This window comes from Parabacteroides sp. PFB2-10 (assembly GCF_029893085.1).
In the GTDB taxonomy this organism is placed as follows: domain Bacteria; phylum Bacteroidota; class Bacteroidia; order Bacteroidales; family Tannerellaceae; genus QVMG01.
Window position 1 is genome coordinate 1 of record NZ_JARXWI010000030.1, and the last position, 13485, is coordinate 13485.

At 37.2% G+C, this 13485-nt stretch carries 14 protein-coding genes and 1 pseudogene; 10 read left to right on the top strand and 5 right to left on the bottom strand.

Translation table 11 applies throughout. The features are described 5' to 3' along the window. Positions 1-368: 368 nt before the first annotated feature. From M2137_RS14660 to M2137_RS14670, 3 genes and pseudogenes are all read right to left on the bottom strand, one after another. Positions 369-1679, bottom strand: coding sequence for an ATP-binding protein (locus M2137_RS14660; protein ID WP_280767175.1), 1311 nt, complete (start codon positions 1677-1679; stop codon positions 369-371). Positions 1680-1890: 211 nt separating this feature from the next. Then, positions 1891-3102 (bottom strand): site-specific integrase, encoded by a 1212-nt coding sequence (locus M2137_RS14665; RefSeq protein WP_280767176.1) that lies wholly within the window; start codon positions 3100-3102, stop codon positions 1891-1893. A 173-nt stretch (positions 3103-3275) separates the two neighbouring features. Continuing rightward, positions 3276-3695, bottom strand: a pseudogene (locus M2137_RS14670) (3'-5' exonuclease); the annotation flags it as partial. An 83-nt stretch (positions 3696-3778) separates the two neighbouring features. On the opposite strand from M2137_RS14670, the gene M2137_RS14675 reads away from it, so the two are divergent. Both M2137_RS14675 and M2137_RS14680 read left to right on the top strand, forming a co-directional pair. Then, complete coding sequence (locus tag M2137_RS14675; protein WP_280767177.1) at positions 3779-4723, top strand: AraC family transcriptional regulator; 945 nt, start codon at positions 3779-3781, stop codon at positions 4721-4723. A gap of 12 nt (positions 4724-4735) precedes the next feature. Continuing rightward, on the top strand, positions 4736-5185 hold the full coding sequence (locus tag M2137_RS14680) for a hypothetical protein (protein WP_280767178.1): 450 nt from the start codon (positions 4736-4738) through the stop codon (positions 5183-5185). A gap of 83 nt (positions 5186-5268) precedes the next feature. On the opposite strand, the gene M2137_RS14685 is transcribed toward M2137_RS14680, so the two are convergent. Next, positions 5269-6642 (bottom strand): HAMP domain-containing sensor histidine kinase, encoded by a 1374-nt coding sequence (locus M2137_RS14685; protein WP_280767179.1) that lies wholly within the window; start codon positions 6640-6642, stop codon positions 5269-5271. A 2-nt stretch (positions 6643-6644) separates the two neighbouring features. Next, positions 6645-7349, bottom strand: coding sequence for a response regulator transcription factor (locus tag M2137_RS14690; RefSeq protein WP_280767180.1), 705 nt, complete (start codon positions 7347-7349; stop codon positions 6645-6647). 144 nt (positions 7350-7493) lie between these two features. On the opposite strand from M2137_RS14690, the gene M2137_RS14695 reads away from it, so the two are divergent. From M2137_RS14695 to M2137_RS14730, 8 genes are all read left to right on the top strand, one after another. Continuing rightward, on the top strand, positions 7494-8201 hold the full coding sequence (locus M2137_RS14695; RefSeq protein WP_280767181.1) for a phosphatase PAP2 family protein: 708 nt from the start codon (positions 7494-7496) through the stop codon (positions 8199-8201). A 53-nt stretch (positions 8202-8254) separates the two neighbouring features. Continuing rightward, positions 8255-8761, top strand: coding sequence for a phosphatase PAP2 family protein (locus tag M2137_RS14700; RefSeq protein ID WP_280767182.1), 507 nt, complete (start codon positions 8255-8257; stop codon positions 8759-8761). A gap of 94 nt (positions 8762-8855) precedes the next feature. Continuing rightward, on the top strand, positions 8856-10028 hold the full coding sequence (locus M2137_RS14705) for an RteC domain-containing protein (RefSeq protein WP_280767183.1): 1173 nt from the start codon (positions 8856-8858) through the stop codon (positions 10026-10028). 272 nt (positions 10029-10300) lie between these two features. Next, entirely contained in the window at positions 10301-10840 is a 540-nt protein-coding gene (locus tag M2137_RS14710) for a dihydrofolate reductase family protein (protein WP_280767184.1), read from the top strand. 246 nt (positions 10841-11086) lie between these two features. After that, positions 11087-11560: a hypothetical protein gene (locus M2137_RS14715; RefSeq protein ID WP_280767185.1), complete on the top strand. Its 474-nt coding sequence runs from the start codon at positions 11087-11089 to the stop codon at positions 11558-11560. Positions 11561-11574: 14 nt separating this feature from the next. Further along, positions 11575-12435: an AraC family transcriptional regulator gene (locus tag M2137_RS14720; RefSeq protein WP_280767186.1), complete on the top strand. Its 861-nt coding sequence runs from the start codon at positions 11575-11577 to the stop codon at positions 12433-12435. A gap of 32 nt (positions 12436-12467) precedes the next feature. Continuing rightward, positions 12468-13169 (top strand): 4Fe-4S dicluster domain-containing protein, encoded by a 702-nt coding sequence (locus M2137_RS14725; protein ID WP_280767187.1) that lies wholly within the window; start codon positions 12468-12470, stop codon positions 13167-13169. Then, positions 13162-13407: a hypothetical protein gene (locus tag M2137_RS14730; protein WP_280767188.1), complete on the top strand. Its 246-nt coding sequence runs from the start codon at positions 13162-13164 to the stop codon at positions 13405-13407. The genes M2137_RS14725 and M2137_RS14730 overlap by 8 nt, the downstream gene beginning before the upstream one ends. The last annotated feature ends 78 nt before the right edge of the window (positions 13408-13485 follow it).

The window sequence follows — 13485 nt, forward strand, 5'->3', positions numbered from 1 at the left end:
GGTCTTTCAGGTGACTTAGTTATAAAAGAAAAAGTCCTGTAAAACCTTGATTTTACAGGACTTGTCTCCTTTTGTCTGTTAGAAGTCTTTGCTTCTCAGCGGAGAGAGAGGGAACGGAACGATAAATTCCGATTGTCCTGTATGATACGAGGTTAAGGCTACTTCGCCTTTTCTTTAGTAACTATTTAGTAACTGATTTCTGTCCAGTCTTGACTTTCGACTGTCTTTTCCTGTCCACAAGCTTCATATCAGCTTTCAGGTTCAAATATACGAACTTTTTGAATCTTACAAAAATTAATTGAATATCAAGTCGTTCTCCAGTGCAAGGTGCAGCCTATATATAAATAGGCTGCACCTTGCACTGGGCTTTACATATCATTCATAGATAAGCCCCTTAATTCAACCTTATATTTTGCAAGTTCTTTTTTGATTGAATCGGCTTTCGCCTGAAGTAAAGTTATGTCAATTTTCTTGGGGTTACGCTTTACCTCGGCAACAATAGCCGTTTTATCCAAATCATTCAAGGCTATCAGGTCTATCTCATTTTCGCCTTTGCTGTCCCAATAGCTACCGATAGCGGTTATCCTCTCCTCTTCCGCCATTTTAGCCCGAAAATATTTTTCTAAAGTGAAACCGCTATATTGATCATAGTTCTTGTCAATAAACTCACGAAGCAAGTCATATTTTCCCATTTCAATCAATGACTGATTCGGATAAATGAACCGAAACCAGAAACGAAGGTAGTTGTCATTTAAACTCCAACGAGCTTTTCGGCTTTCCGGCTTCGAGAACATGGGCTTGTTCTTTGTAATAAGAGAGTATTCTTTTTCTAAATTAACCAGATATGCCCCCGTATTCTTTCCGATAATGGAATCTATTTCACTTTGGGTCGTTTTCCCGGAAGCGATTAATTGCAGAATGGAAAAGTAAGTCCCATACTCTTTTCCAAATTCAGAGATAAGCAATTCTTTGCCTTCCCCGATAAAGGGAGAATCAGGACGTGTAACCACATCCAGTATCTTATTCTTTGTTACAGCTCCGCCTTCCATCAGTAGGTCGATGTATTTGGGAACGCCACCCGTCAGCATATAGAGACACAGAAGATCTTCCGATGTATATTTAGGGTTATAATCGTTCAGGATTTCTTTTATTACGCTAACGGCGAAAGGTTGCAGTGTTATCTTTGAGGTAAGTCGCCCGAATAACGGTTCTTTCCTGTTCTCAAAAATCTTCATCATCATCGAATAGATAGAACCGGAAGCAATGAAGTTGATCTTAGTCTTGTCTTTATACTGATCCCAAAGATTCTGAACATCGCTGAATATGGACGAATTTACATTATCAAACTCTTGAAATTCATCAATGATAAGCGTGTAATGTTCCTTTGTGGCAAAAATCAACAACTGTTCAAAAAGGTCTTTGAATCGGGTAATCGAGCCGAATATTTGCAATCCTAAAACATCTGCTGCATCTTTCTGAAACTGTTCGCAAAGAAGCGGTTCGCTTTTACGGGAAACAAACAGATAAAGATACTTCTGTCCCTTTACAGATTCAAGTAAAAGGGAGGTCTTGCCGATACGACGACGACCAACCATCACCGTAAAACAGGAACTTCTCTTCGATTGCTCCAATGTACGGGCTAATATATCTAACTCCGCTGTTCTGTTATAAAACTTCATATCTCATGTTATTTAATACTCATTATCTTAATGGCGGTTACAAAAATAAGAAGAATATTTCAATCCGCCACTATGTATATCAGGTTATTTTAATGGCGATTATTTTAATCGCCATTAAAATATAGACAAGAACGAGGATTTGTAGCTTGAAGCATCCATGCTATTTTCAAACTTTTGTGAGTTGAGAATAGACAAATAGTTTATTTCGTGCTTACAACTGAAAATCTGCCAACTTTTCCTCCAACGATTCCATATCAGCATTAAGCTTTGTATCCGTAATTCGAGCATAGATCTGTGTTGTTCGTACATTCTTATGTCCTAATAATTTAGCAAGACTTTCCATCGGCATACCATTAGATAAGGCAATAGTCGTGGCCATTGTGTGCCGCCCGCAATGGTATGTAACTCGCTTCTTAATCCCACAGGTTTCGGCAATTTCTTTCAGGTATTGATTTACTTTCTGATTGCTTAACATCGGGAACAATGTCTCCCTTTTTGAATCACTGTACTTTTCAATCAGTTTGGTAGGAATATCAAAAAGCCGGATATTACTCATTTCTTTGGTCTTCCACCTTTCAAACCGAAGCCACTGATGGCCATCAACGGCTGTATGCAGATGTTTTTTTCTTAAATTCTTCATGTCCACGAAAGCAATGCCCGTAAAAATCGCAAAAAGAAATAAATCCCTGACAAGTTCCAACCGCTCATAGGGAAGTTCTTGCTTCATGATAGATTTTACTTCATCCATTGTAAGAAATGTGCGATTGGTTTGTTTTAGCTTGATTTGGTATTCCTGAAACGGGTCATTCTTGATAATGCCATTCTTTAGTGCCAATATGATAATCCGCTTGAAAAGTTGTATGAACTTAGCTGTACTGTTGTGATTGCAACCGGAAACTGTTCTTAGATAAATTTCAAATTCACAGATAAACTGGTGGTTTACTTTGTATAAAGGGATATCTTCTATTCCTTTCGTCGATTGCAAGAAGTCAACCAAGTGTTTCCGGATGGCTTCATATTTCTGATAAGTAGCTTGTGAACGGGAGATATTTACCTGTTTACGAAAATTCTCGTTGTGAATGGAGAAATAGGAAATTAGATACCGCTTACTGTAAGCAATTCCGGTATAAATATCTTTAATCATTTCAGGGGTTACGTCCCCATCGCATAATGACTGTTGAAAGTAAATCTGGTTAAGCCGGGCTTTGATTTGGTTCAATGTTTCATTGATAAAAACAGATTCACTTGTCCTCCCTTCAACTTTATGTTCTTTTACATTCCACAAGTCAGAAAGGCATTTCAGTTGTGTGTTAATAGTACATTTTTCTCCATTTATAGTAATTCTGGCGATTATGGGAAAATTCTTATTTGCTGAACCGGACAACCGCTTCAAATAAAAAATAACAGAAAAAGTATGTCTCATGAGTTTGCTCTTTTATAGTTGTTTCTAAAAAAGGTGCAAACTTAAGCAAATGGTCATTACGATAAAGAAAGTCGAATTACTCTTTATTTGTAACGCTGGTCATTATCACTACTTTTGCATCATTATCACCAAGAGTGATAATGATGCAAAATACAACTGACAATATCTGATCATCAGTAAAGTAACCTACTTTTCTCTCTGCAATAAGTCAACGTCAACCTATGCATTGCCCTTGTTACTGCCACATAAAGCATACTCTGGTCAATCTCCGAATGATAATTCTTGTCTGCTACTTGCGGAATGATTACTTCGTCAAATTCCAACCCTTTTGCCATGTGAGCAGAGTTTATAATGATGTCTTGTACGAAAGCAGAACTTTGGTTTGAAAAGAAGTAAATATCCTCCGTATATGCTTTTAGCTTATCGGCTATGATTTTTGCTTGCAATTCAGTCTTACAAACAACTCCAAACGATTTGGACTGTTTGAAAGCTGTAATCAAATCAGCTATGCCGGATATCTCTGCATTCTCATTCTTGAATATCAAAATCTGTGGTTTTTCTATATGTCGAACGACTGGTTCCAGTTCTTCGTTTTTCCCAATTTATTTATATATCAGCAAGATTAGTATAAAATGCGATGTGATGATTATGTATCTTTGCATCGAAATAATATAATATGGATTCTAAACAAATCAGTAAACAAGAGTACACCACCCGAATAAACCGGGTAATGGACTACATAAGACTCAATTTAGATAAATCATTTGATCTTGCTACATTAGCAAGCGTCGCATCTTTTTCTCCATACCATTTTCACAGAATATTCACGGCAATGGTGGGCGAAACCCCGAACAATTTTGTATCTCGCATTAAACTTGAGAAAGCAGCACAATTACTGCATAATAACCCTAAAGCATCGGTAAGTGAGGTTGCATTCGCTTGCGGATTCGTTAACGTATCATCTTTCAGTAGGGCATTTAAAGGCTATTTTGGTCTGACTACCACTGAATTTCGCAATCAAGACAAAGCGATATATATTAAAAACGGAGTCAGATATAGCAAGGATTGCAAAGCAGTCAGCAAGATTGGCAAAAATATCCAGCAAGTTAATGAGCAATTTTGCAGTGTCGAATTTAATAAAATAATCATTATGGACACTAAAATTGAAATTAAACGAATGCCTGAGCTGAACCTGATTTATTGTCGTCACACAGGCGATTTCAAGAAGATCGGACAGGCTTACGAAAAACTTTTTAGCTGGGCAATTCCTCGCGAATTGGTAAATCAAAACACTAAAACAGTAACCGTTTATCAAGATGATCCGGCTATCACAAGTATTGATAAAGTACGTCAGGATGCCTGTATTATTGTGGATGACAATGTAAAAGTGGATGGCGAAATCGGGAAACTGAATATTCCAGCCGGCAAATATGCTGTTGGTCGCTTCGAGCTTAAAGAGACAGAGTTTGAAGAGGCTTGGAATACAATGTGTGCTTGGCTGACCGAAAGCGGATTTCAACCTTCCGATAGCCCTACTTATGAGTACTATCATAACGATTACAGTGCGGATCCTGAACATAAATTCATCGTGGATATTTGCATTCCTGTAAAACCATTATAATCTTTAATGTATATGATACTTACAAAAAAAGAGAAGATTACTGGGGTTATTTTAGCAGGGTTATTATTTCTCATAACCTTGAGCAGTACATTCTTTTTCTTAGGGAAATTGAAAATCAGTTTAGTCCAATGGGTTGCATTTAATTCTTGTTCTCCAACAAGTTTCTTGTATCTGCTTTTATTTTTAGTGTTTCTTGTAAAGAAAAACGCTTCGTATTTAATGATAACATTTCTTCCAATTTATTTTCTTGGAACAATGTCCATGTTTGTTTTACCATGGAATGAAGCGAATATGATAGCTCATGTTGGACATATTGTAATGACACTCAATTTGATGTGGGTGCTCTATGTAATCTTCAAACATAAAGAATACAAAGCATTAGGAATAGGTTTGCTAATCAGCATGCTACTTTTCGTTCCTTACATAGCTTATGTGCTGTCTTATAATCAGGGTAGAAATTAATTTTTATATCTGCAAATGAAATTTACAAGAAGACAGTTAAAGCAGAAAGTCAATCAGTATGATGTATAGCAGATTATCAACTTTTACAGTATTGGTATTTCAATCGCAACATCCAGCCCTCCTGATTCGCTTTTTTCAAAGGATATATTCCCATTGTGCATTTTTACAATCTGTTGTACGATATAAAGACCCAATCCATGTTGCTTATTAAGGGATGAATCACTCTCTGTCAGATAATGTGACCGATTTCGTAGAGTTTCAATTTCGTTCGATGTCATACCTTTCCCATCATCGGAAACGACAAATAAAATGTGCTGCTCCTTCTCATATACCCGAAAATAAATATTGCATCCATTGGGATTATGACGAATACTATTGTGCAATAGATTAATTATTGCCCTTTGCAAGAGATGTGTATCTCCCTTTATTTTGACAGGTTCTAAGCCCTTTTCTATGTCAAGTTCAATCGAATAGTTTTCGGGTATCCCGTTATTTAAAAACTCCGCTATAAGTTCACGGCAGAAAGTCGTAGGATGAAACAACTTCCAATGTACGGGTTGGGTATCATCTCCTAAACGGGTAATGAGATTTAAGTCATTTACCAAATCCCGCAACCTGATACTTTGGTGTTTAATGAGTAATGCCTTTTCTTGCACGTCTTTGGGTAAGGATGAGTTTGTTTCAATTTTTTCGGCATAACCAAGAATGACAGTAAGAGGAGTTCTGATGTCATGAGAAATTCCTGCTATCCAATTTTCTTGAGCAATAGAACGGGTTTTAAGTAAATCGGAAGTTTTGTTAAGTTGGGTAGCAATCTCTGAAAAAATTCCCTTTTCTCTCAATCGAATCAATTTACCCTCTGCTAAAGAATGGATACCCGACAATACATTGGATACGGCTTTAATTGATTTACGGTCGATAATAAAGTAGAGTAAAAAAAGAATAAGCAAATCGCAAATCACAATTAATATAATTCGTCCCGGCATGGCTTTAAATTCAGAATAAGGAAACATATAGGCAATTTTCCATAAACTGTATTTGGGTGAGCCTACGACAATTAGCCCATTCGGGTGTTTCCATGTAGATACAGGGTAATCTTTCAGATAAAAACGACTAAAAGCCGCAATATCACTCAATGTATAATGGGTAGGAATTTCTTCCGGCAGTTTATAACTCCATAATACCGTACCCTGCCTGTCATCGAGCAGCATAGCCCACATACCCTGTTTATCCAATTCAATTTGGACATTATGATTCAGATAATAATGATTACCTTTCAATACAAGCTCTTGCGGAAACTGCTTTAATAAAGGGATAATAGCTATCTCATCTGATACTGATTTCTGATGGCGGTATATGTATATCCCCAGAAAAAGAAGATTTATTGTCAATACCAAGACAACGGCTAATGACAATCTCAATATAAAACGTTTTATAGAAGATTGGATAGGGTTCATATTCACACATTTAATTTATACCCCAATCCTTTAATGGTAACCAATAATGAAGGAGAAGACGGGTCTTCCTCTATTTTCTCACGTATCCTACGGATATGCGCCATTAATGAATTTTCGTATCCATAACGATTATCTCCCCATACGCTATTACAAAGTGAATCTATCGTAACAATACGATTCCCAGCCTTATATAGTGTAGTCAATATACCAAGCTCTTTAGCTGTTAATGGGGAAATAACTCCATTGTTGTTTACTTCTGCCTTACCGATATCAATCGTACATCCATTGAGGGCAATCAAAGAATCATCGGTTTTGTAACAACGTCTAAGAATAGCATACAACCTTAATATCAATTCCCGTGGCAAAAATGGCTTAACTATATAATCATCTGCTCCTAAACCAAGTCCGGTAAAGAGATCTTCCGGTTGGTCTTTTGCCGTCAGAAAAAGAACAGGAAAGTCCATTGTTTTTCTTATTTCTTTAAAAAGTGAAAATCCATCTCCATCAGGCAGCATTACATCAAGTATTGCAATTTCAGGTTTGTAGATACGGCATTTTTCAAGTGCCTCCATTTGTGTCGTAACCTTACAGATAGAAAAAAAGCCTTCATCTTGCAGTATCGATTCTATCATATCAAGAAGTTCTGACTCGTCATCAACCAACAGAACCCGTTTATCTTTCAGAAAATCAAGTTTATTGCCATTCATATTTTGCCAATTTGAAACAAAAGTAGTGATAATGGAGCAATTATTCTCCTGTTCGATTAAATGTAAGGTAAAAGTAAGGTTGTCGTCGGTTCTATGTAAGGTTCGCACCATACTTTTGTGGCATAAACAATAAAGATATCTGAAATGGGAAATAAACGAATGAAGAAAACAATACAAATCAATTTTATCGTAACAGGTACATTGTTCCTGCTGTTTGCATTATTAACTGCGGCTATACTGACCATTGATATTCAGCCAATAGGTCCACAACAATCTTGTGTTGGTCTTGCCATAATAAATAGATTCATGTTTAATCTGTTCGGAGAAAACCTGCTCTGGTACCACATTACAGACTGGATTGGAGTTATCGCCATATTTGTTGCTCTTGGCTTTTCTATATTGGGACTGATTCAACTAATCAAAAGGAAAAGTATCAAGTATGTAGACACTGGCATTATTCTCTTAGGCATATTTTATTTACTTGTAATTATTTTCTATGTATTTTTTGAAGTCTGTATTGTAAATTACAGACCGGTCATCATTCATAAGTCATTAGAAGCATCATTCCCATCTTCCCACACAATGATAGTGCTTTGCATTATGGCAACAGCGATTATGCAATTTCATGTTTTGTTGAAAAATAGGACAATACGAACAATAGCAAATGTCTTGTCCATCCTAATCATCGCCATAACAATCATTGGACGTTTAATTTCGGGAGTTCATTGGTTTACAGATATTATTGGCGGGGTGTTGCTTGGCTCTGCACTGATCATGCTATACTACTCGGTTATGAAGTATATAAATTATCGTTCGGAAGCTCACTCTAATATTCATACTAACAGGAATTAATTGAGAAATAATATGAAACAGTTTTTTTTTTGCTTATAACATGTATATGTTTAATGAATGGTGGGATAAAAGCGCAATCTCGCGATGCGGTTAAAACCTCCACAGACATTTTGATGTTTGCCCCTCCGGTTGCCGGGTTTATTACATCTCTCATTCTGGAAGATTACGAAGGCACAAAACAATTGGTTTTCGCAGGAGCAACAAGTATTGCAACCTCATATTTATTAAAATATACGATAAAGAAACAACGTCCTAATGGCAGCGATTCCCATTCTTTTCCGTCTAATCATACAGCTATGGCTTTTCAAGGTGCATCTTTCATAGCACAAAGATATGGATGGAAATATAGTATCCCTGCCTATTTAGTTTCAGGCTATGTTGCTTGGGGACGTGTTTATGGAAAAAGACACGATACATGGGATGTGCTTGCAGGAGCGGCTATTGGCATAGGTAGTACATATGTTTTCACGCGTCCGTTTGCCAAGAAACATAATCTGGTAATTTCTCCGGCTATAATTAATAATGAAAATTGGGGTGTATATGCTTCGATAACTTTTTGAGGATGATAATATTTCATGGCAAAAAATAATAGTGAACAAGACTTAGGTTTTGGATATAACACTCATTATTAACCACTTAAAATTATGTCTATGAATGAACAATTTAGAGAGGTTAATCAGCTTATTGTCTGATCCTACACAAGTCACAAACGAAGAAATACAAACTGCCTATGGGTGCTTTATGGAACAGCTAAGAACAGCCAGTCAATCCGAACAAAACTATTCCGAAGTTTTCCGGATGCTGAATGATACTCGTATTGAGTTAGTTTCCTTACAGACATTCCAACGGTACGAGCAGGGGAAAAATGCGCTTAAAAATCCGTATTTGTTAAAAGCAATCCTACTGCTTGAATCAGAAATTGAATTGTTGAAACTGCAAATCCACTATAGTCATATCGGTAAACCGGAGAAATGTAGTATTATGAAAGATAAGATAGAAAAAATAGTCCGTGAGTTGAATGCTTCAATACAGGTAGGCGAAGTAGAATTGTATAATATTGTACAAAATGCACCTGCTATGATATTGATGATGGAGAACGCTTTTGATGAACTGAAAACTCTCGTTTCAGAATATAAATTCCCCTCCTTTGATGAAGAAATCACGTTCTTCAAATACACTAAACCCATATTGTTTAGCAAACTAATTTATCTTCGCAAGATATATTATTTGGAAATCAAACGTCCTATCTCAAATTTCGCTACTATAAGAACGTATCTTGAAAAAGAGCACGAACAAATAAATGGCTTTTGTAATAAGAATGCTGAATTTATTCAATACTATCGTTCCGGTCAAAGTTGCTTTGACGAGTACTATTTTTTAAGAGGACGTCATGAAATGGATTTGAATCTGGAAAGTTTTTATTTCGAGCGCGATCCTAAATTTTCGACCAATTTTGATTTCAAGGTTGCTAAACTGCTTGCCAACGATATGTTGGCGGCTTATCTGAATTGTGAGTTATCAAAATTGAAGTATCAGGAAGAAAACGGATATCAAATAAATGAAGAATTGCCTCCTACTCAATGGACTGACAAGAAAACGGCACTTGGAGAACTCATATATAGCATTCACGAAGAAAAAAGCATCAATGCAGGAATGATAGAAATAAAAGCATTGGCGACCATTTTCGGAAGAATTTTCAAGGTCGATTTGAGCGATATTTACCATATTTTTTTAGAAATCAGAAGTCGTAAAACCAATCGAACGGAATATCTAAACCGCTTGGTCAAAGCGTTAACCCGAAGAATGGATGATGCGGACAGCAGATAAATAAATTAAATATAGTATCTTTGTATGCGTAAAATTAAGAGAATAAGAAGTATATCAGATACTTCATAGATATATAACATAACGTTCGCTGAACGTCTCGACACGAAAACTGGTAATTTTCAAATTAAGAACGAGATGGAATGTGCAATGTTCATGCTATACGAAAGTATGGCGTGGACTTGCCTGTTTCGTTCTTAAGGCATACCAGTGCCTCGTGTCGGAGCAGTGTAAGTTCCACGCTTTTTTCGTATTTTGCATAACACTTGATAATCATGAAGAAAATAAAATTATACATAGCAGCTTCCATTGACGGGTACATTGCCCGAAGCGATGGTGATTTGGATTGGCTAACAAAATATCCGATAAATCCAGAAACAAATTATGGTTACGACGTTTTCTATAAATCCATTGATACTGTTATTATGGGCGGACAAACATACCGGGACATATTAAATATGGACTTCGTTTGGCCATACACGGATAAAACAACCTATGTTGTTACCCGCAATTCGATGGGAACAAAAGAGAATATTCACTTTATTACGGAAAACGTGATTGAGAATATATCTTATCTCCGCAATGAAAACGGCAAAGACATTTGGCTGGTTGGTGGTGGTCAGCTAATAACAATGCTTCTCGCTTCAGACTTGGTTGATGAAATGATAATAACCACGATACCCGTTATTCTTGGAAATGGAATTGCGCTATTCCCCGAGCAACCGAAAGAATCTCAATGGGAATTGCAAAGCAGCATAAGTTATAAAAATGGAGTGGTACAAGCGAAGTATAAAATAATGGAGAAGCATTTATAGAATTGGGATTACTTCTAACGATAACGACAAATGTCTCTTTTTTACAATTCCGCTACTGTTGCAAGCACTACTTTTGTCGCCAAGGTGTGCAAGGTTAGACAGCTCTTTTACGAAGAGAATATTTTGGGGAGCAATAATTTTATATCATGTAGCAATATAGCATCATCATGGATAAGTTAGCAAGATAGGAAAAGCCTTAAATCTGTTTATACCATACTTTTGCAAAAACAAATAAAAGAAATGAGTATGACAAAAACAGAACGAGTTATAAGTATTATCCTGTCGGTTATCCTTCTATTAACTGTTGCCAACAGTACATGGTATTTTCTGGGCATTGCCAAAGTGAGCGTTGTTCAATGGCTTGTTTTCAATGCATGTGCTCCATCGAGTATTGCTTTCCTACTGGGGTTAATCTTCTATTTCAGAACAAAGAACAAAATGTGGCTTACAATCGCCGTAGTGCCGATGATGTTCTTCGGAACAATGGGCTTGTTTGTCTTTCCGTGGAAAAGCGGGATTGATCTTTTGACCCAATTCTCCCATATTATTATGACGCTCAATATCGCATTGGGTTTATGGATTACATTAAAAGACAAAGATTACAAGGCTTTAGGAAACGGATTATTGACAAGCGTATTAATAGGAATACCTTTTATAGCATTCACCCAGGCCTACTGCCGTGAACATGCGGAGGAAGTAATGAGAGTTTTAGGAATCTAATTTCAGTAAATAAGATGCAACAACGAATATCGACCATAGAGGAATACCAGAAACAGATCAATATCATTGTGGAGTATATCAACAATCATTTGGATCAAGCCGTTGATTTGACAAAACTGGCTGAAATAAGTCATTTCTCTCCCTATCACTTCCACCGTATTACCCGTGCGTTTATGGGAGAACCTATCGGAACTTATATCGTTAGGGTTCGGCTGGAAACTGCTGCCCGTTTGATTCGATATACCGATATGTCTGTTGCTGAAATCGCCTACCGTGTCGGCTACGATGTTCCTGCGTCTTTATCAAAAGCATTCAAACAACAATATGGTATTTCGCCGTCAGAATACCGCACCAACAAAGATTTTACCATTATGAAAGCAGAAAAGAAAGATATGCAATTAAAGATAAAAGCACCCAAAGTATTGGAGATTGAAGCCAAGCAAGCCATTTACATTAAACTCACAGGTGAATACGGAAGCCTCGACTTTTCAGGTTCATGGCAACGTTTGTGGCAATTCGTCAAAGAACACAAGCTCTTTACTGCCGGAATGGAGCATATAGCCATTTATCACGATGACCCGAAAGTGACAGAAAGCGATAAACTCCGCACCGATATTTGCCTTGTTGTTAAAAAAGACGTAAAGGCACAGGGCGATATTGGAGTAAAAGAAATCAAAGCGGGAAAGTTTGCTGTGTTTCATTATCAGGGTTCATACAGCAATTTGGATGCCGTTTACGATACGATATATGCTCGTCTACTTCCCGAAAACAACTTGAAACTTCGGGACTACCATTGCTTCGAAAAGTATCTGAATCACCCTGACAGAACAGAAGCCGAAAAGTTAAAAACTGAAATCTATATTCCTGTGGAATAAGATAGTATCTTTGCAATTCGATTAACAAATAAATGAATCCGTTAAACGAAACAGTCGCGAATGAGTTAAAACAACAGGGAATAGAATTTATTCACTTTGTTGATATCTCCGGTTTAGCTGAAAAGCAAAATCGGGGATTTTCGTCTGCGATACTGTTTGGCGTTAAATGCTCTCCCGAATACCTGAAAAGAGTCAGTGACAATCCTAATTATGTGTCTGATATGGTTGCCCGCAACTATTTCGATGACGACGAGCATTATGTTTATGAAATGGGCATGTACCGCATATCCGACCTGCTTGCAGAGTCCATTGCAAAGAACGGTTACAAAGCCTATTCACTTTCGGATGCCAATCAAATAGCAACGAGTAATTTTGACGGGATGTTTGGAAAAACAATGCTCCCGTTGAAAACTCTTGCTACTCATGCCGGATTGGGTTGGATTGGTAAAAACAATTTGTTGGTAAATAAGGAATTTGGTTGTTGTCAAACTTGGGGTGCAGTTTTGACCGATGCACCACTCAACACAGTATTGAATAATCTGCCCTCTGTTCAGTGTGGCAACTGTCGGATTTGTTTGGATGTTTGCGAACCCAATGCCCTGAAAGGTATTGTCTGGCAATCGGGTATAGAGCGCGAGGAGATGATAGATGTGGATAAATGCACCACTTGCCTGAAATGTATGGTTCATTGCCCATGGACACAACGATATATGAAGAAAGATGTAAATGAGTAGACAAGAGAAAATAAAAATCAATAATATTCCGGCAATCCTTTACGGCTCGGCTTCGGATAAGCTATACCTGTATGTACACGGTAAACAATCAAGGAAAGAAGAAGCCGAACATTTTGCAAACATAGCAAAGAAATCAGGCTATCAGGTTCTAAGTTTTGATTTGCCCGAACATGGAGAACGTGCATTTGAGCAATACTCATGTACAGCACAGAATGGCGTGCACTGGAAATTCCATTGAACGTGACCCCCTTCGGCCAATTTAAACTGACCCCTTAAAGTTGCGTTTCAAAACGTGGTCATTTTTGTAGTTGTTTTT